The sequence below is a fragment of the Kitasatospora sp. NPDC003701 genome (genome assembly GCF_053587085.1).
This window is the reverse complement of sequence record NZ_JBSFNM010000005.1, coordinates 58,479-76,602: the sequence shown is the minus strand read 5'-3', so window position 1 is coordinate 76,602 and position 18,124 is coordinate 58,479. Positions and strand designations below refer to the sequence as shown.

The 18,124-nt window shown below is 73.7% G+C and carries 15 protein-coding genes and 3 tRNA genes; 7 read left to right on the top strand and 11 right to left on the bottom strand.

The annotated features are described in order from the left end of the window. Positions 1 to 4: 4 nt before the first annotated feature. On the top strand, positions 5 to 1,189 hold the full coding sequence (locus ACWDRR_RS06740; protein WP_449771097.1) for an RNA polymerase sigma factor: 1,185 nt from the start codon (positions 5 to 7) through the stop codon (positions 1,187 to 1,189). On the opposite strand, the gene ACWDRR_RS06735 is transcribed toward ACWDRR_RS06740, so the two are convergent. From ACWDRR_RS06735 to ACWDRR_RS06720, 4 genes are all read right to left on the bottom strand, one after another. Beyond that, positions 1,186 to 2,286, bottom strand: a complete 1,101-nt coding sequence (locus tag ACWDRR_RS06735; protein WP_449771096.1) for a DUF2690 domain-containing protein — start codon at positions 2,284 to 2,286, stop codon at positions 1,186 to 1,188. The two genes, ACWDRR_RS06740 and ACWDRR_RS06735, sit on opposite strands and share 4 nt — an antisense overlap. 401 nt (positions 2,287 to 2,687) lie before the next feature. Beyond that, positions 2,688 to 4,091, bottom strand: a complete 1,404-nt coding sequence (locus ACWDRR_RS06730) for a glutamate decarboxylase (protein ID WP_449771095.1) — start codon at positions 4,089 to 4,091, stop codon at positions 2,688 to 2,690. 117 nt (positions 4,092 to 4,208) lie between these two features. Then, complete coding sequence (locus tag ACWDRR_RS06725; RefSeq protein WP_449771094.1) at positions 4,209 to 5,642, bottom strand: FGGY family carbohydrate kinase; 1,434 nt, start codon at positions 5,640 to 5,642, stop codon at positions 4,209 to 4,211. Between the two features lie 107 nt (positions 5,643 to 5,749). Further along, positions 5,750 to 6,043: a hypothetical protein gene (locus tag ACWDRR_RS06720; protein WP_449771093.1), complete on the bottom strand. Its 294-nt coding sequence runs from the start codon at positions 6,041 to 6,043 to the stop codon at positions 5,750 to 5,752. A 247-nt stretch (positions 6,044 to 6,290) separates the two neighbouring features. Here ACWDRR_RS06720 and ACWDRR_RS06715 point away from each other — a divergent pair. Continuing rightward, a tRNA-Asn gene (locus ACWDRR_RS06715) sits at positions 6,291 to 6,363 on the top strand. Between the two features lie 61 nt (positions 6,364 to 6,424). Next, positions 6,425 to 6,497 (top strand) — tRNA-Asn (locus ACWDRR_RS06710). 113 nt (positions 6,498 to 6,610) lie between these two features. On the opposite strand, the gene ACWDRR_RS06705 is transcribed toward ACWDRR_RS06710, so the two are convergent. Both ACWDRR_RS06705 and ACWDRR_RS06700 read right to left on the bottom strand, forming a co-directional pair. Continuing rightward, positions 6,611 to 7,354, bottom strand: a complete 744-nt coding sequence (locus ACWDRR_RS06705; protein ID WP_449771092.1) for a trypsin-like serine peptidase — start codon at positions 7,352 to 7,354, stop codon at positions 6,611 to 6,613. A gap of 104 nt (positions 7,355 to 7,458) precedes the next feature. Continuing rightward, entirely contained in the window at positions 7,459 to 8,304 is an 846-nt protein-coding gene (locus ACWDRR_RS06700) for a trypsin-like serine peptidase (protein WP_449771091.1), read from the bottom strand. Positions 8,305 to 8,494: 190 nt separating this feature from the next. On the opposite strand from ACWDRR_RS06700, the gene ACWDRR_RS06695 reads away from it, so the two are divergent. Next, positions 8,495 to 8,568, top strand: a tRNA-Ile gene (locus tag ACWDRR_RS06695). A 341-nt stretch (positions 8,569 to 8,909) separates the two neighbouring features. Here the strand turns inward: ACWDRR_RS06695 and ACWDRR_RS06690 are convergent. After that, on the bottom strand, positions 8,910 to 10,964 hold the full coding sequence (locus ACWDRR_RS06690; RefSeq protein ID WP_449771090.1) for a hypothetical protein: 2,055 nt from the start codon (positions 10,962 to 10,964) through the stop codon (positions 8,910 to 8,912). Between the two features lie 241 nt (positions 10,965 to 11,205). Between ACWDRR_RS06690 and ACWDRR_RS06685 the strand changes: the two genes are divergently transcribed. Next, entirely contained in the window at positions 11,206 to 12,141 is a 936-nt protein-coding gene (locus ACWDRR_RS06685; RefSeq protein ID WP_449771089.1) for a 1-aminocyclopropane-1-carboxylate deaminase/D-cysteine desulfhydrase, read from the top strand. Between the two features lie 56 nt (positions 12,142 to 12,197). Here the strand turns inward: ACWDRR_RS06685 and ACWDRR_RS06680 are convergent, their stop codons facing one another. Further along, a complete protein-coding gene (locus ACWDRR_RS06680; protein WP_449771088.1) occupies positions 12,198 to 13,745 on the bottom strand; it encodes an LCP family protein in 1,548 nt (515 codons plus the stop codon). Between the two features lie 148 nt (positions 13,746 to 13,893). Further along, positions 13,894 to 14,358 (bottom strand): MarR family winged helix-turn-helix transcriptional regulator, encoded by a 465-nt coding sequence (locus ACWDRR_RS06675; RefSeq protein WP_329487507.1) that lies wholly within the window; start codon positions 14,356 to 14,358, stop codon positions 13,894 to 13,896. Positions 14,359 to 14,485: 127 nt separating this feature from the next. Between ACWDRR_RS06675 and ACWDRR_RS06670 the strand changes: the two genes are divergently transcribed. Then, positions 14,486 to 15,511, top strand: coding sequence for an NADP-dependent oxidoreductase (locus tag ACWDRR_RS06670; protein WP_449771087.1), 1,026 nt, complete (start codon positions 14,486 to 14,488; stop codon positions 15,509 to 15,511). A 354-nt stretch (positions 15,512 to 15,865) separates the two neighbouring features. Then, positions 15,866 to 16,360 carry a DUF3145 domain-containing protein gene (locus tag ACWDRR_RS06665; RefSeq protein WP_380571081.1) on the top strand — a complete coding sequence of 165 codons (495 nt, stop codon included), beginning with the start codon at positions 15,866 to 15,868 and terminating at the stop codon, positions 16,358 to 16,360. Between the two features lie 97 nt (positions 16,361 to 16,457). On the opposite strand, the gene fabF is transcribed toward ACWDRR_RS06665, so the two are convergent. Then, positions 16,458 to 17,723 (bottom strand): beta-ketoacyl-ACP synthase II, encoded by a 1,266-nt coding sequence (gene fabF, locus ACWDRR_RS06660; protein WP_449771086.1) that lies wholly within the window; start codon positions 17,721 to 17,723, stop codon positions 16,458 to 16,460. A gap of 141 nt (positions 17,724 to 17,864) precedes the next feature. Further along, a complete protein-coding gene (locus ACWDRR_RS06655; RefSeq protein WP_329487501.1) occupies positions 17,865 to 18,107 on the bottom strand; it encodes an acyl carrier protein in 243 nt (80 codons plus the stop codon). Positions 18,108 to 18,124: the final 17 nt, after the last annotated feature.

The window sequence follows — 18,124 nt, the reverse complement described above, 5'->3', positions numbered from 1 at the left end:
AGGGATGCCCGTGGACCAAGGCCTTGCCGCGACCGCCCGCCCGACCACCGACCCGCTCGCCCCCCACGACGACGACCACGGCCGGGCCGGAGCCCCGCCCGCCGACGGTGCCAGGGTGCCCGCGCAGGGCCTCCCGGAGGGCCACCCCGGGGCCGCCGACCCCGAGGCCGCCCCGGACGCCGGCGCCGACCGGGAGACGGAACCCGGGGCGGGGACCGAGCCCGGGACCGAGCCGGATCTCGACGCCGACCGTGACCCCGGCCCCGCGGGCGTCACCGGCCCGGCGGCGGACCTCTTCCGCCAGTACCTGCGCGAGATCGGCCGGATCCGGCTGTTGAACGCCGCCGAGGAGGTGGAGCTGGCCCGCCGGATCGAGGCCGGTCTGTTCGCCGAGGAGCGGCTGAACCGCGAGCCCCCGCCGCCCGACCCGCTGGCCGGTGAACTGGACGCCCTGGTGGTGATCGGGCGGATCGCCAAACGGCGGCTGATCGAGGCCAATCTGCGCCTGGTGGTCTCGGTCGCCAAGCGCTACATCGGTCGCGGCCTCACCATGCTGGACCTGGTCCAGGAGGGCAACCTCGGCCTGATCCGGGCGGTGGAGAAGTTCGACTACGCCCGCGGCTACAAGTTCTCGACCTACGCGACCTGGTGGATCCGCCAGGCGATGAGCCGGGCGCTGGCCGACCAGGCGCGGACGATCCGGGTGCCGGTGCACGTGGTGGAGCTGATCAACCGGGTGATCCGGGTGCAGCGCGCGCTGCTCCAGGAGAGCGGGACCGAACCGGGCGCGGCCGACATCGCCGTCGCGCTGGAGCTGACCGAGGCGCGGGTGCGCGAGCTGCTCCGGCTCGCCCAGGAGCCGATCTCGCTGCACACCCCGGTCGGCGAGGAGGACGACGTCGCGCTCGGCGACCTGATCGAGGACGCGGACGCGGCCTCACCGGCCGAGTCCGCCACCTTCCTGCTGCTGCGCCAGCACCTGGAGGCGGTCCTGGCCACGCTCGGCGACCGCGAGCGCCAGGTGGTCCAGCTCCGCTACGGCCTGGACGACGGCCGCCCGCGCACCCTGGAGGAGATCGGCGCCCTGTTCGGTGTGACCAGGGAGCGGATCCGCCAGATCGAGTCCAAGACCCTGGTCAAGCTCCGGGACCACGCCTTCGCCGCCCAGCTGCGCGGCTACCTGGACTAGGACCCGGCGGCGGTGGCCGTGGGCGTGGGGGTTGCGGCGGGCGTGGCAGGGGTGGCCGGCGGCGAGGCCGGGCCGATCGGGATCGGGGTCGAGGCGACGAGGCGGGCCAGTCCGGAGACGCTCCCCGTGCAGTCGTTGCCGGCCGGCGTGTGGCCGCAGACCTGGAAGGTGGCGGCCGGGTCCGCCGCGTTCACCATCGCCGAGTAGTTGTCGTACCCCCAGTGGATCAGCGCCGTCTCCGTCTCGCCGCCGCTGCTGGTGATGGTCGAGTAGTCGTTCGGCGCGCCCTCGGTGATCGCGGCCCAGGCCGCCTGGCAGCGGTCGCTGTAGCGGAGGTAGACCACCACCTTGCCGATGTTGCCGGTGAGCAGGGTCCGGGCGTCGGCGCCGCAGCCGGTCGCCTTGGGGTCCTTGTGGGCGCAGCCCATCGCCTGGCAGGAGGGCGTGGCCGGGGCGGTGCGGGCGGGCGAGGCCGTCGTGCTGGACACGGCGGGCTGCGCGACGGCGGCCGGCTCGGTCCCGCCGTCGCGGCTGTAGTGGACCCCGGCCAGCACCACCAGGACGGCCGCCGCGGCCGCGCAGCAGAGCAGCGCCACCGGCCGCCGCCACCAGCGGACCGCCCTCAGGCCGGCCGGCTCGGTGTCGTCGGGCTCGGTGTCGTCGGGCTCCGTGCCGTCGGGCTCGGCACCGTCCGGCTCCACGCCCCCCGCCGCGTCCGCGTCCGCAACCGGGCCCGCAACCGGGCCCGCCGCGTCCGAAACCGCGTCCGTGTCCGGTCCGGTCGCGTCCGCGTCCGGACCCACGGCCTCCGGGCCGGCCCCCGCCGCGTCCTGCGCATCCGCCGCGGTCTGCTCCCAGAGCGCCCGCAGCGTCGGGCCGTCGCACTCGACCGCCCCGGTGAGGGCGTCGAGCGCCTGCTCGGTGATGATCCGCTTGCCGTTCAGCCAGCGCTCCCAGGAGGCCCGGCTGTAGTGGGTCCGGGAGGCGAGCTCGGACAACGAGAGCCCGGTCGCGTCCTTGACGGCCCGGAGCTCCTCCGTGAGGCGCTTGGCGGGCACGGAGAGGTCGTCCGGCAGTTGCTTCCAGGCGGAGCCCATACGGTCAATCCCAACATCGGAGGCGGCGGTGGAGCGGGAGGGCCTGAGCGGGCTCCGGCCGGGGCCGTGGGGGCGTGTCCGCGTCTCCAACCTCATCGGCCTGTCGTCTCAAACACCAGGTCCTGGCCCTGAGACGGACGGAAGTGTCTCACAACCGGGCTGACGGTCGAACATGTGCCTGCCCGTCGTGCAGAGTTCTCACACCGGTGCGTTCAGCGGTCCGGATGCTTCGTCCGGACACCGTTCGCACGACCGGTCCTGACGTCCCGATCCCCCACCGGACGGGACAGCCTCGCGGGGGGAGGCTGCCCCGTCCGCAGGGACGCGCGGCGGGGGGAGGGCGCTTCGATGCGCCCTCCCCCCGCCGTGATCACGGCGCCCGCGGGTGCCCCGCGCCGGCCTCAGTGGTGGAAGGCCGTCAGGGGCGGCACCCCGTACTCCTTGAGCGGGCGGGGCTGGCTCCGCAGCTCCGGCAGCAGCCGGGTGAGGTCGGACAGCAGCAGGTCGGCCAGGTCCCGGGAGAAGCCGTTGCGGCAGACCACCCGCAGCACCGAGAGGTCCTCCCGATCGGCGGGGAAGGTGTACGCCGGCACCTGCCAGCCGCGCTCGCGCAGTCTGCGCGAGACGTCGAACACGTCGAAGGTCACGTCGTCGGTGGTGGTGAAGGCGAAGACCGGCAGCTCGTCGCCCCGGGTCAGCAGCCGGAAGCAGCCGAGCGCCTCGATCTGCCCGGCCAGGTAGACCGCTACCTCACGGCAGGCCCCCTGGACGGCCCGGAAGCCGCTCCGGCCCAGCCGCAGGAAGGTGTAGTACTGCGCGATCACCTCCGCGCCCGGGCGGGAGAAGTTCAGCGCGAAGGTCGGCATCTCCCCGCCGAGGTAGTTCACCCGGAACACCAGCTCCTCGGGCAGCGCCGAACGCTCCCGCCAGAGCGCCCAGCCGACGCCCGGGTAGACCAGGCCGAACTTGTGGCCGGAGGTGTTGATGGAGGCGACCCTGGGCAGCCGGAAGTCCCAGACCAGCTCGGGGTCGAGGAAGGGCGCGATCATGGCGCCGGAGGCCCCGTCCACGTGGACCGGGATGTCCAGGCCGGTGCGCTGCTGCAGGCCGTCCAGGGCGGCGCTGACCTCCGCCACCGGCTCGTAGGAGCCGTCGAAGGTCGAGCCGAGCACGGCCACCACGCCGATGGTGTTCTCGTCGCAGAGCGCCACCGCCTCCTCGGCGCCGAGGTGGTAGCGCTCGCCCGCCATCGGCACGGTGCGCGCCTCGACCTCCCAGAAGGTGCAGAACTTCTCCCAGCAGACCTGCACGTTGACGCCCATCACCAGATTGGGACGGGCGCCGGCCGCGTACCGGTCGGCGTTGCGCTGCATCCAGCGGCGCTTGAGGGCGAGCCCCGCCAGCATGCAGGCCTCGCTGGAGCCGGTGGTGGAGCAGCCGACCGTGCCCTCCGGGTCGGGGGCGTGCCAGAGGTCGGCGAGGATCGACACGCAGCGCCGCTCCAGCTCGGCGGTCTGCGGGTACTCGTCCTTGTCGATCATGTTCTTGTCGAGGCACTCGGTCATCAGCCGGGTGGCCTGGATCTCCATCGACGTGGTGACGAAGGTCGCCAGGTTGAGCTTGGCGTTCCCGTCCAGCATCAGCTCGTCGTGGACCAGCTGGTACGCCGTGTCGGCCGCCACCGGCTTGTCGGAGAGCCGGTGCACCGGTGGCGCCAGCTCCATCGCACTGAGCGGGTCGGCCGCGCCGACGAACGGGTTGATGGCCAGCCGGCGGTCGTCGCCGGTCCCCTTGTGCAGCGCCATGAGGTCCTGCCGCCCTTCGCTCCGGTGACCGCGTCCTCTCTCACGCTGCCACCGGCCACCGGCGGGCGCATCTCCGCCGTGGTCGCTCCGGCGGCCCGCGACGGGCCGCCCGGCCGGTCAGGCGGCCGTCTCCGGGTGGATCTGCCCGCGGGCGGACCGGAACTGCTGACGCACCGCCGAGCCGACCGGCAGGTCCTGCTCGGCGTCCGGCGTCACGGTGACGGCCTCCGGCAGCTCCCAGCGCGGCGGTTCGGGGGTGCCGGCCAGGGCCCAGGCGGCCTGCCGGGCCGCGCCGCGGGCCGCGTGGGCGCCGGGCGGCGGCACCACGACGGGGATGCCGAACAGCAGCGGGGCGATCTGCCGCACGGCCGGCAGCCGCCCGGCGGCGCCCAGCAGGAAGACCCGCTTCACCTCGACGCCCTGGGCGCGCAGCACGTCCAGCGCGTCCGCGAGGTTGCAGAGCATGCCCTCGACGGCGGCCCGGGCCAGGTGCTCGGGGGCCATCGACTCGGCCCGCAGCCCGGTCAGGGTGCCGGCCGCGTGCGGCAGCGCGGGCGTCCGCTCGCCGTCCAGGTAGGGCAGCAGCACCAGGCCGTACGCGCCGGGGGAGGAGCGCAGCGCCAGGTCGCTCAGGCCGTCCAGGTCGCAGCCGAGCAGCGCCGCGGTCGAGCGGAGCACCTGGGCGGCGTTCAGGGTGGCGACCATCGGCAGGTGGCGGCCGGTGGCGTCGGCGAAGGAGGAGACCAGCCCGCTGGCGTCCACCACGGCCCGGTCGTGCACGGCGAAGATCGTCCCGGAGCTGCCCAGCGAGACCACCGCGTCGCCGGGCCGCAGGCCCAGCCCGAGCGCGGCGGCCATGTTGTCGCCGGTGCCGGCCGAGATCAGCAGGCCCTCGGGGGTGTGCCCGGCCGGTTCGGCGGGGCCGAGGACGTCGGGCAGCTTCAGCTCGTGACCGAGTGCCAGCTCCACCAGGTCCTGCCGGTACTCGCCGGTGATCGGCGACCAGTAGCCGGTGCCGGAGGCGTCGCCGCGGTCGGTGGTGCGCCGCTTGGGGTGACCGAGCAGCTGCCAGACCAGCCAGTCGTGCGGCAGCAGCACCTCGGCCACCCGGCGGGCGTTGGCCGGTTCGAACTCGGCCAGCCAGCGCAGCTTGGCGATGGTGTACATGGGGCCGGGGACGGCGCCGATCGCGGCCGTCCAGGCCGCCGGCCCGCCGAGCGCGTCCAGCAGCGCGGCGGCGGCGCCGCTGGAGCGCGGGTCGTTCCAGAGGATCGCGGGCCGCACCAGGACGCCGCCGGCGTCCAGGCCGATCATGCCGTGCTGCTGCGCGCTGACGCCGATCGCCCGGACGCCCTCCAGCAGACCGCCGGCGGCGGCGTCGCCCAGCGAGTGCAGCCAGACCTGCGGGTCGGCCTCGCCGGCCCGCTGGTCCGGCGTCTCCGGCACGGGGTGCGGCGCCTTGCCGGACCGCAGCACCGCGCCGGTCTCGCTGTCGCACGCGACGATCCGGGTGCGACCGGTCGAGCTGTCTATCCCCGCGACGATGGCCATGTCGAGATCATGCCTCAGCACGCGTCCGGACGCGGCGAGGCCCGGTAAGTGTTGCTCGTTCGGTACCGCCCCGGAGTCACCTCGGCCAACCCGTCGTCACCGCCCGGTCACGGGCGGAAGGTACCCCAGCTGTCGTCCTCGACCCGGGTGCGGTTGAAGTACGACACCCGGTCGGTGACGGCGTTCGGCAGCTTGTCGCCGACCTTGTCGGCGACGGCGCCGGCCGCCTTCCCGGCCACCGCCCCGGCCTGCTGCTTGGCCTTGTCGGCGGCGCCCTGCACCTTGGGGTTCTGGGCGACCTGCCGGGTGACCTTGGCGATCTGTTCGTACCGCTGGCGACCGGCTCGCGAGCCCAGGACGTAGCCCGCCGCGAGTCCGACGATCAACGACAACTTCCACATGATCGGATTCCACCCTCTCCTGGCGGCCTTTGCCGCAATGCCCTACCCGTCCATCGGGACGGCGAACCGTCCGTGCCTCCCAGCATCCCCGGGCGCCGTGCCGGGCGCGCGCGGGGCACGCCGGGCGGGGGGTGCCGGGGCGGCCGGGCGAAAGCGATTGGCGGACCACCCCCCCGAGTGCGCTAATGTATGTCCCGCAGCGAGCGCCGAGGAGCCCGGGGAACCGGGGGCCGAAGCGGAAGCTCGATCCCCCATAGCTCAATTGGCAGAGCAGCCGACTGTTAATCGGCAGGTTATTGGTTCGAGTCCAATTGGGGGAGCTCAGGTGGCGGGCCTTCGGGTCGGCCGTCCTGGCCGTGGTGCGACTGAGGTCCACCGCGATCCCGCATAGCTCAATTGGCAGAGCAGCCGGCTGTTAACCGGCAGGTTTTTGGTTCGAGTCCAAATGCGGGAGCTGCACCGGGTCCGCCCGGTGACTGCTCAGAGCGAAGGCCCCCCGGTCGACCGGGGGGCCTTCGTGTTGTCCCGCCTCCGTGTGGTCCCGGTCGGCCCGCCGCCGTCCCCGGCTCAGGCGGTGGCCTGCCGGTACAGCTCGGTGACCCGGTCGTCGAAGGTGATGCTGTACGAGGTGCCGGGCGTCTCGCCGCCCTCCTGGTAGCCGCCGATCACGCCGATCACCGTCCCGGTCGCGGTGACCCACGGGCTTCCGCTGGTGCCGTCGGTGTAGCCGCCGCAGTCGAAGCGCTCCTGGGTCGGGCTCTGTGAGCGGGTGTGCGCCGAACAGGTGATCGGTTCATCACTTTCATTGGGATAGCCGGTCACCGAGACGGCGAGACCGAAGCCCTGGCCGGTGCCGAGCGGATTGCCGCCGACCGCGTCCTCGACCTCCCGGCCGCCCGCCGGCCGCACCGTGACGAACGCCACGTCGTACTCGGGGTCGTCGTCGGACACCCAGCGCGGATCCACGGTGATCGACTGGACCGGCCAACTCCCGTACGGCGAGTAGCCGTTGCGGTAGCCGGGGGTGAACACCAAGCCGTCCAGCAGGCCGATCCGGCGGCTCTGCACGCAGTGCGCGGCGGTCACCAGCAGATTGCGCCCCGGGCTGTGCACCACGCTCGCCGTACAGGCCCGCGGGCCCTGCGGGGTGCGGACCGAGAGGGTGCCGATCCGGTCGCCCACCGGGCTCTGCGGCGCCACCTCGGCGGTCGGCGCCCGCTCGCTCCCGCCGCAGGCGGCGCCGGCGAGCAGCAGGGCCGCCAGCGCGGCCGCCTGGGCCGCGCGCGCGGGCCGTACCGGGCGGGAGGGCATCGGGGCTCCGTCTCGTCCTCGGGGCGGGCCCTGCGGGTCGTGCGGTCCGCCGTTCGTGAGGAAGATCTACCAGGCCGGGCCCGGCGACGCCAGCCCGGCCCGGTTCAGCCCGTGGCCCGGTCGTAGAGGGCCTGCACGCGGTCGCCGAAGTAGCAGCTGTACGAGGTGTCGGGGGAGTCGCCGCCCTCCTGGTAGCCGCCGATCACGCCGACCACGGTGCCGGTCAGGGTGTCCGGGTCGAAGTCGGTCACCCAGGGGCTGCCGCTGGTGCCGCCGGTCCAGTCGGGGCAGTCGATCCGCAGCTGGGTGGGGCTCTGCTCGGAGGTGGTGTTGCTGCAGGTGATCGGGACGTCGCTGGTGCCGGGGTAGCCGGTGACCTTCACCGGCAGCCGGTAGCCGCGGTCGACACCCAGCCGGTTGGCGCCGAGCACCTGCTGCACCTGCCGGCCGCCCTGCGGCTGGACCACGGCGAAGGCGACGTCCACGTCCGGATCGGCGCCGTCCTTCCAGGCCTGGTCGACGCTGACGGCCAGCAGCGGCCAGACGCCGCTCGGGGTCTCGCCGTCCCGGTAGCCGGGGACGAAGACCAGGTCGCTGCGTTGGCCGAGGTTCGGGTCCCAGACGCAGTGCGCGGCGGTGACGATCAGATTGAGTCCGGCGCTGTCGACCACGCTGGCGGTGCAGAAGTGGTCGCCGTCGGCGTTGCGCGTGAAGACGGCGCCGACCAGACCGTTCAGCACGGTGGGCTTGGCGGTGCGGGTGACGCCGGTGTGCCGGGCGAGCGCGCCGCGCAGCCGCTGGGGGGTCCAGCCGTGGGTGTCGGCCGGGTCCGAGGCCGGGTGGGAGCTCACCGTCGGGGTGGCGCCGCCGGGGCCCGCCGCGGTGGTGCAGCCCGCCGCCGCCAGCACCGCCAGCGCGGCGCCGACCGCCGCCAGCTCACGTACCGTCATCCGCCCAGGCTCCCGGGGCCGCCGCGGGCCCGCCAGCGGGGCTGCTCCGGCCGGGGCGGCGCGGGTCCGTGCGCACCCGTGTGCGCCCCCGGCGCGCACCACGGGTGATCGACCGGCTATGCTGCCCGGGACGGCCTTCCGGGGCCGTCTGCTGCTGCCGCGACCGGGTCACCGGCACGCGCGGCGAACCGGGGCGGTAGCTCAGCCGGTTAGAGCAGGGGACTCATAATCCCTTGGTCGTGGGTTCGAGTCCCACCCGCCCCACCCTTCGCCCGGACGACCGGGCTTGACCAGGTGTGGTCATCTGCACGAACTCTAGTGACCGGCGACTGCGCCGACCGTACCGACAGGCCGGGAATCACCCGAATAGGGCCGGGTCGAGGGTGCGTTGACGCCCCGCTCACGTCCGTCCGGGCGGACCGTACTCCCGGCCCCGGCCCCGGCCCCGGTCCGCGACCGCCCCTCCCCGCTTCTGCCTGCCGCCTTCGGCGCCCCGGGGCCACCCCGCCGACCGGTCCCGCGCCGCTGCCCGGGCGGGCGGCAGCGGCGCGGGGCCGTCACCGGGTCCGGTGACGGCCCCACGGCCCGGGTGCGGCGTCCGCGGCTCAGCCGGACTTGAGCGGCTGGACGGTCAGGTCGCCGTCGCCGTCGGGGGTGAGGACGGAGACCGCCAGCTCCGGGTACCTGCCGCCGGCCGTCAGGGTCTTGAGGTCCGCGAGCAGCTGCGAGGCGTCGTCGACGTAGAACCGCAGCGGGGTCCGCGAGGAGGCGGCGAACTCCACCACCTCCACGGCGCTGTGGCGGCTGAGCGCCCAGACCCACGCCTCCCAGGCACTGCCCTGGTTCCGGTTCAGCACGCTGAGCCAGATGTTGTCCTCGGCCGAGCCCCAGTCCTCCTTGTCCTCCCTCCAGACGCGGGTGCCGGCGAGCGAGACCGGAACCCGGCCGTCCCGGGGGTGCTGGGCGTCGATCGCGGCGATCCGCCGGGCGATCTCCGGCTGGGAGTCGTCACCGCGCAGCAGCGTCCGCCCGGGGCTGCCCGGCCAGCCCGGCGGGCCGCCCTCGGGGTTGGCGTTGCCGAGGACGGCGAAGCCCAGGCAGCCCGTGGCCGTCAGCAGGGCCACCCCGGTGCGCAGCCGGGCGGCCGGGGTCCGGTGCGCACCCGGCGCCGTCCGGTCGCTCCGGCCGGCGATCACCCGGCGGCCGAGCATCGGCAGCAGGGCAGCCCCGAAGGAGATCACCCCGATCACCAGCAGCTGGTGGATCATCTTCTCGTAGAAGTAGGAGGTCTTGCCGACCACGGTCAGCTGGTACTCCATCACGCCGAAGCAGAGCGCCGAGATCGCGGCGAGGGTGATCAGGGCGACCCGGCGGGGCTTGTCGGCGAGCGAACGCCTGGTCAGCAGGGCCGCGAAGGCGGCGACCACGAGGGGCATGAGCAGGTTCCGGCCGACCGGGCCGATGCCGCCGGGCAGGGTCAGCACGTCCGCCGACCCGGCCGACTGGGCGTTGACGAGCGGCGGGAACAGCGCGAGGACGCCGGCCGTCGCCGAGACGGCCAGTGCGGTCGGCCAGTGCCGGCGCCAGCCGCGCCGGTGCACGACCGCCCAGGCGAACACGGTGGCGGCGGCGGCCGGCAGCAGCAGGTAGTGGCCGAAGGAGACACCGACCGTCAGGGCCGCGAGCGCCACGAGCTGTTCCCGGACGCGGCTGAGCGGCCGGATCGCCAGGCCGACCAGCAGGGCGAGCAGCCCGAGCGCGAAGATCTCGCTCAGGAAGCCCCGGGCGTGCATCCGGGGCAGCTCGGCGACGACCAGGTAGACGGCCGTCGGTACGGCGAGGGCAAGGCCCCGCCAGCCGCGCAGGGCCGGACCGGCGGCCCGCTGCACCGCCCACAGGACGGCCGCCGTGAGGCCTGCGGTGACCAGGGTGAACAGCGCCACGAAGAGCGAGATCTGGGTGATCGCCGGGCCCCGGTCGGTGCCGCCGTGCAGGAAGCTGGTGATCACGGCCATCGTCAGGTGGCTGCCCTGCGGGTAGGTCCCGAGGCCCAGCGTGACGGTCTCGGCCGCCTCGCCCTGGTGCAGGGAGGTGAGGCCGCCCAGGCGCAGGATGGTGTCGTAGAGCGCGGCGTGCCGGGCGAGGTCCTCGGCGCTGATGACGGTGGCCAGGCGACCGAGGGCGTCCCGGCGGACGACCGGGTACAGCAGGAACGCGCAGGACGCGGCGACGGAGAACAGCAGCGGGAGGTCCCGGGTGGGGACCAGCAGGCGGAGCCGGTCGCGGAGCGGGACGCGCCGGCCGGCCGGCCGGGGGCCCTGGACGAGCAGGACGGCGGCCAGCAGGACGGCGGTGGCCTCGGCCAGCGCCACCGGGTGGAGGCCCCAGGGCCAGTAGCTGGTCAGCAGGCTGAGTGCGCAGGCCCAGCCGATCAGCAGGCCGCCGGAGATCATCATCCGGTCGAAGGCGGTGGCCCGGGAGCGGATCAGCGACGCGGCGGCGAACCAGACGAGCGCGAAGGTCACCAGGTCGGCCGAGGCCAGGTGGAGCAGCGGGGGGAGCAGGAAGAGTGCCGCGATGAGCCGGAGCTGCGGGGCGTCCGGACGTCGGAGCCAGGAGGCGGGGCGCCGGTTCCGCTCGCCGGCGCCCCGTCCTGTCACTTCGGGTTTGTCCGCGGTTCTCACCGGTGTCGCGACCGACATGGTTCCCCCATAATCATGCTGAAAATTTGAGACTATTGAGCAGTCGGTATGAATATTCCGACCGGTACCAGTGTGAATCATGGGTGGGTGTGCGCAGCACGCCGGGGGCATCCGGGTGGACCGGGATTTCCCGCCCTTGACCTTCTCTTGGTATGAGCGCGTCATATCCGGCCGCGCGGCCCCTCCGTATCCTGGCCCGATGCTCGAACCCGCACTGCTGCCCACCCCGCTGACGGACTGCACCGACGAGGCGCTGGCGCGCGTCGGCGTGGAGCTGCGGCTCAAGCGCGACGACCTGCTGCACCCCGCGGTGCCGGGCAACAAGTGGCGCAAGCTCGCGCCCAACCTGGCGGCGGCCCGCGCGCAGGGGCACACCCGGCTGCTGACTTTCGGCGGGGCCTACTCCACCCATCTGCGGGCGGTCGCGGTGGCCGCCGGCGCGCTCGGGCTGGAGAGCGTCGGGCTGGTCCGGGGCGAGGAGCTGGCCGCTGCTCCGCGCAACTGGTCGCTGCGGGCGGCCGAGGCGGCGGGGATGCGGCTGGCCTTCCTGTCCCGCTCGGCGTACCGGGGGACGGCCGGTGCCTGGGCCGCCGACGCCGAGGTCGAGGCCGCTCTGCAACGGCGCTGGGGCCCCTGCCTGGTGCTGCCGGAGGGCGGCTCCAACGCCCTGGCGGCGATCGGCGTGGCGGCCGTCCCGGCGGAGCTGCCCGACCTCGGCGAGCGGGACGTGGTCTGCTGCCCGGTCGGCACCGGCGGCACCCTCGCCGGCATCGCGGCCGGACTGCCGCCGGGCGCGCGGGCGCTCGGCGTGGCGGTGCTCCGCGGCGGCGCCGGGTACCTGGAGGGCGAGGTCGGCCGGCTGCACCGGGCCGCGTACGGCCGGGAGTTCGACAACTGGCGGATCGACCACGACCACCACGGCGGCGGCTACGGCAAGGTGCCGGCCGCGCTCGCCGCCTTCGCCGAGCGCTTCGAGCAGCGCCACGGGATCGCGTTGGAGCACCGCTACGTCGCCAAGCTGCTCGCCGCCCTGACGGAGCTGGCCGCCGCCGGCGCCTTCCCGGCGGGCACCCGGCTGACCGCCGTGGTCACCGGGCTGCCCGACCCGCCGCGGAGCGGCCGGGACGGGGGGTAGGCCCTGTCCGGCCGGTCGTGCCGGGTGCCCGGTCTGCCGGGACACGGTCGGGGGTCCTAGCCGAAGGTCAGGTTGGCGCAGGGGTCGGTGTCGGCGCCGCGGGCGTTCTCGGCGATGCCGGTCGGGACGCCGCTCGGTACGGTCGTCGGGCCGGCGTTCGGGCCGGCGTTCGGGGTGGCGGTCCGGCCGGTGGTCGGCCGGGCCGGGGCGCCGGCGGCGTCGATCCCGGTGGCGGCCGTCGGGTGGTAGTCGCGGCCCAGCGTGACGGTGATCCCCTCGGCGCCCGGCTCCTCGACCGTGCGGGCCTGCGGGAAGACCAGCGCCAGCTGGTCGGCGACGGCCTTGAGGTCCGGGGCGTAGGCGATCTCGGTGCGCAGCCGGCTGCCGCTGGTGGCGTCCAGGGCGACGTTCTGGAAGCCCTTGGCGCGGACCGCCTCCGCGCCCTTCCCGGCCAGCCCCGGGGTGCCGACGCCGTTGACCACGGTGATCGGCACCGCCGCCTGCTCGGGGGAGAGCGCGGTGGGCGAGGCGGCGGGGGCGGTGGAGCCGGCCGGGGAGGGGGACGCGCCGCCCGGGTCGGCCAGCTGTCCGGTGCTCTGGCCGTCCAGCGTGCGGTCCTCCCGCAGCAGCTTCCAGAGGGTGTCGACGTCCGGGTGGACCAGGGCGACCCGGTCGCCGGCGAAGCGCCACGGGGTGGTGACGAAGGTGATGTCGGAGAGCTTGATGCTCTGCAGCGACTGGGCGAAGTCCACCAGCTTCATCGCGGTGCCCAGGCCCTCGTCCACGGTGAGCGAGCGGGTGGCGGCGTCGGCCAGCGGGAGCAGGGTCGGCAGCGAGAAGCCGAGGCCCTGGATCTTGCTGATCATCGCGGAGAGGAAGGCCTGCTGGCGCTTCATCCGCCCGATGTCGGAGTTGTCGCCGAAGCCGTACCGCGCCCGCAGGTAGTCCACCGCGGGCTGCCCGGAGAGCTTCTGCATGCCCTTCCTGAGCTTGATGTTGTGCGAGTTCACGTCGTTCGGGACGCAGACGTCCACGCCGTTGATCGCCTCGGTCATCGCGGCGACGCCCTTGAAGTCGACCACGATGGTGTGGTCGATCCGCAGGCCGGTGAGCGCCTCGACGGTGTTCTGCGTGCAGGCCGGGTTCCCCTGGGGGAACTGGCCTATGGTGAACGCCGAGTTGAACATCTGGTTCGTCCGGGGCTCCGTCCACTTGCCGCTCGGCAGCTTGCAGGACGGGATGGTGACCAGCGCGTCACGGGGGATCGAGACGCCGACGGCGTGCTTGTGGTCGGCGTAGACGTGCAGCAGGATCGCGGTGTCCGAGTGGCCGACGCCCTCCTCGCCGCCGCCGAGGTCGGCGTTGCCGTCGTCCCGGGTGTCCGAGCCGAGCAGCAGGACGTTGACCGGAACGGAGGCGCCCGGGGTGACCGGGACGGGGGCCGGGGGCCGCTCGGTGGCGACGCCGCCCGCGTCGAAGGTGGTGATGTTGCTGTCCAGCCGGTGGTAGAACCACGCGCCGGCCCCTGCGACGGACAGCACCAGAACGGCGGCGAGCCCCACGGCGGTCCGTACGATGCGCCGTCGGCGCGTGCTGCTGCTCATCCTCCCCGGCCCCCCGTCTTCTGGTGTCGTTCCTGCGCGCACCGGCCGTGGGAGGGCCGGTGCCAAGTCTCGAACCTTAGACGACTCGGGAGAGTGTTCGGTTACAGCCGACGGCCGGCCAATTCGGCCGCCGGGGCTGTGATGCTGCTCACGCGCCGGGCCCGGAGGCGCCCGCCAGCATCCGGCGGAGCAGGTCGCGCAGGGCCGTCCGCTCGTCCGGGCCGAGCGCGGCCAGCGGTTCGCGGGCGAAGTTCAGCGACTCGCGCAGCTCCTCCGAGGCGGCCGAGCCGGTCTCGGTGGCGGCGACCAGCTTGACCCGGCGGTCCTGCCGGTCGGCCTCCCTGGTCACGAAGCCGCGCGACTCCAGGCGGTCGACGATGCCGGTGATGTTGGAGGGCTCGCAGCTGAGCGTCTGGGCGATGTGGCGCATCGGCATCGGCCCGCGCCGCAGCAGGGCGAGGACCTTGGCCTGGGCGCCGGTGAGCGAGCGGGCGGCGGCGGCCTCCTCGTACTCGCGGTGGAAGAGCGCGACCAGATTGGCCATCAGGTCGACGACCTCACGGGTGATCTCGTCGGGCTGCGGCGTGGCGGCCCCGGTCGGCTGGGTGTCCATGGGTGACAGTCTACCTGAACAGTTGACAACATGAACCTTTCATGTCCATCGTTACTTCAGTCGCTCAACCTTTCAGGTCGAGCGGTATCACCGGGGGACCACCCAGAAACCTCAAGGAGCACCACCGATGGCAGAGCAGGCAGCGCCCGCCACCGCCCGCGAATGGCACCTCGTCGCCCGTCCGCAGGGCTGGCCGGTCCCGACGGACTTCGCCCTGGTCGAGGCGCCGGTCCGGACCCCGGGCCCCGGCGAGATCCTGGTGCGCAACACCTACCTCTCGGTCGACCCCTACATGCGCGGCCGGATGAACGACGTGAAGTCCTACGCCCCGCCGTTCCAGCTCGGCGAGCCGATGGACGGCGGCGCGGTCGGCTACGTGGTCGCCTCCGCGGCCGAGGGCTTCGCCCCGGGCGACGCCGTGCTGCACGGCCTGGGCTGGCGCGAGTACGCCACGCTGCCCGCCGAGCGCGCCGTGAAGGTCGACCCCGCGGCCGCGCCGCTGCCCGCCTACCTGGGCGTGCTCGGCATGACCGGCCTGACCGCCTACGCGGGTCTGCTGGCGGTCGGCGCCCTCAAGGAGGGCGACCGGGTCTTCGTCTCCGGCGCGGCCGGCGCCGTGGGCTCGATCGTCGGCCAGATCGCCCGGCTCAAGGGCGCCTCGCTGGTGGTCGGTTCGGCCGGCTCGGCCGAGAAGGTCGCCAAGCTGGTCGACGAGTACGGCTTCGACGCCGCGTTCAACTACAAGGACGCCCCGGTCCACGAGCAGCTCGCCAAGGCGGCCCCGGACGGCATCGACGTCTACTTCGACAACGTCGGCGGTGACCACCTGGAGGCCGCGATCGGCGCGCTCGACGTGCACGGCCGCGCGGTGCTCTGCGGCGCGATCGCGCAGTACAACGACACCACCGCCCCGGCGGGCCCGCGCAACCTGGCGCAGGCGATCGGCAAGCGGCTGCGCCTGGAGGGCATGCTGGTGCGCGACCACGCCGCCCTGCAGCCGCAGTTCGTCGCCGAGGTCGGCGGCTGGCTGCGGGAGGGCAAGCTGCGCCACGAGGAGACCGTGGTGGACGGCTTCGAGAACACCGCGGAGGCCTTCCTGGACCTGCTGCGCGGTGCCAACACCGGCAAGATGGTGGTCCGCCTGGACGGCTGACGCCGGGTCAGTGGATCAACCGCCCCGCCGCCCTCCCGGGCGCGGGGCGGTTTGCGTACCGGGCGCAGGGGACCGGGCCGCACTACCGCATTCCGGTCGGATCCGAAAGTGCGTCATCCATCGTGCGGGGCGGCGCGGTACGGTGGTCCCGCCTCACGATGGGGCCGTTCGGGGGAGAGATCCCACCGAGGGGTGGACCTCGTTGGGGATTCGATTAGCATTGAGCGAAAGCCTGTCCGTTTTGCTCAATTTAGTGGCTTAATGTCGGCTAACGTGGGTAACTGTGGATCAACTACAGGCGCGAACGCGAGGCAGCTGGGGAAGGCGACCCTCGTCCACAGCCTGGAGGTCCCGGTGACGACACGTGGAGTCCTGTACGTCCACTCCGCGCCCCGCGCGCTGTGCCCGCACGTCGAGTGGGCCGTCGCGGGGGTGCTCGGTGTGCGGGTGAGTCTGGACTGGATCCGCCAGCCGGCCGCGCCCGGGCACTGGCGGGCCGAGCTCTCCTGGCAGGGGGAGCCCGGTACGGCCTCGAAGCTCGCCTCCGCGCTGCGCGGCTGGCAGTTGATGCGGTACGAAGTCACCAGTGAGCCCTGCGCCACCGCGGAGGGCGAGCGGTACAGCAGCACGCCCGCGCTCGGCATCTTCCATGCCGTCACGGGCATCCACGGCGACATCCTGATCCCCGAGGACCGGCTCCGCGCCGTCCTGCTGCGGGCCCGCAGCGAGGGGGCCGACCTGGAGGCGGAGATCTCCCGGCTGCTCGGCAAGCCCTGGGACGACGAACTGGAGCCCTTCCGCTACGCCGGCGAGGGCGCCCCGGTGCGCTGGCTGCACCAGGTGGTCTGAGCCCGGACCGCCCGGGCCCGGGCGGTCCGGTGCACGACGAAGGGGTCGCCGCTCGTCACGAGCGGCGACCCCTTCGTCATGGGCTCCGGAGCGGACCTCAGACGGTGCGGAAGGCCAGCACCACGTTGTGGCCGCCGAAGCCGAACGAGTTGTTCAGCGCCGCGATCCGGCCCTCGGGCAGCTTGCGCGGCTCGTCCCGGACGATGTCCGCGTCCACGTCGTCGTCCAGCTCGTCGACGTTGATGGTCGGCGGGGCGATCCGGTTGTACAGGGCCAGCACGGTGGCGACGGTCTCGATGCCGCCGGCGCCGCCCAGCAGGTGGCCGGTCATCGACTTGGTGGCCGAGACGGCGATGTGGTCGAGGTGCTCGCCGAGCTCCTTGCGCAGCGCCTTCAGCTCGGCCGTGTCGCCCTGCGGGGTCGAGGTGGCGTGCGCGTTGACGTGCACGATCTCGGCCTTGTCCAGCGGGTTGCGGTCGAACAGGTCGGCCAGCGCGCGGGCCACACCGGCACCGGTCGGCTCGGGCTGGGCGATGTGGTGGGCGTCCGAGGACAGGCCCTGGCCCACCGCCTCGCAGTAGATCCGGGCACCGCGCGCCTCGGCGTGCTCGACCGACTCCAGCACGACCACGCCCGCGCCCTCGCCGAGCACGAAGCCGTCGCGGCCCTTGTCGTACGGGCGCGAGGCGCGCTCGGGGTCGTCGTTGTTCTTGGACATCGCCATCATGTTGGCGAAGGCGGCGATCGGCAGCGGGTGGATCGCCGCCTCGGTGCCGCCGGCCACCACGACGTCGGCGCGGCCGGAGCGGATCATCTCGATCGCGTAGCCGATCGCCTCGGCGCCGGAGGCGCAGGCGGAGACGGGGGTGTGCACACCCGCGCGGGCGCCGACCTCCAGGCCGACGTTGGCCGCCGGGGAGTTGGGCATCAGCATCGGGACGGTGTGCGGGGAGACCTTGCGGGCGCCCTTGTCCTTCAGGACGTCGTACTGGTCGAGCAGGGTGGTGACACCGCCGATGCCCGAGGCGATCACGGCGCCCAGGCGTTCCGGCGCGAGCTTGGAGGAGTCGTCGGTGGCCGGGGTCTCGTAGCCGGCGTCGGCCCAGGCCTCGCGGGCCGCGATCAGCGCGAACTGCGCCGAGCGGTCCAGCCGGCGGGCCAGCGGACGGGGGAGGATCTCGCCCGGCTCGACCGCGGTGCGCGCGGCGATCCGGACGGGCAGCTCGGCGGCCCACTCCTCGGTCAGGGCAGCCACTCCGGAGCGCCCGGCGACCAGGTTCTCCCAGGTGGTGGCGGCGTCGCCGCCCAGCGGCGTGAAGGCGCCGATACCCGTGACGACCACGGTACGGTTTTCAGCGGTCACTGGATCTTCTTCTCTCACGTTTGTGCGGGGTTCGGCGGCGAGCCGTGGATGGCCCGGCCGGGCGCCCGGTGGGGCGGCCCGGCCGGCGTGTCGGCCGGCTGCGGGAGCCGGCCGACGTCAGGCGTCGAACGAGTCGAACGCTCAGGCGTTGGCGAGGATGTAGTCCACCGCGTCGCCGACGGTCTTCAGGTTCTTGACCTCGTCGTCCGGGATCTTCACGTCGAAGCGCTCCTCGGCGGCCACGACGACCTCGACCATGGACAGCGAGTCGACGTCCAGGTCGTCGGTGAAGGACTTGTCGACCTCGACGTCCTCGGTCGGGATGCCGGCGATCTCGTTGACGATCTCAGCGAGACCTTCCAGGACCTCGTCCTTGGTAGCCATACTGGCTGCTCCTCTTC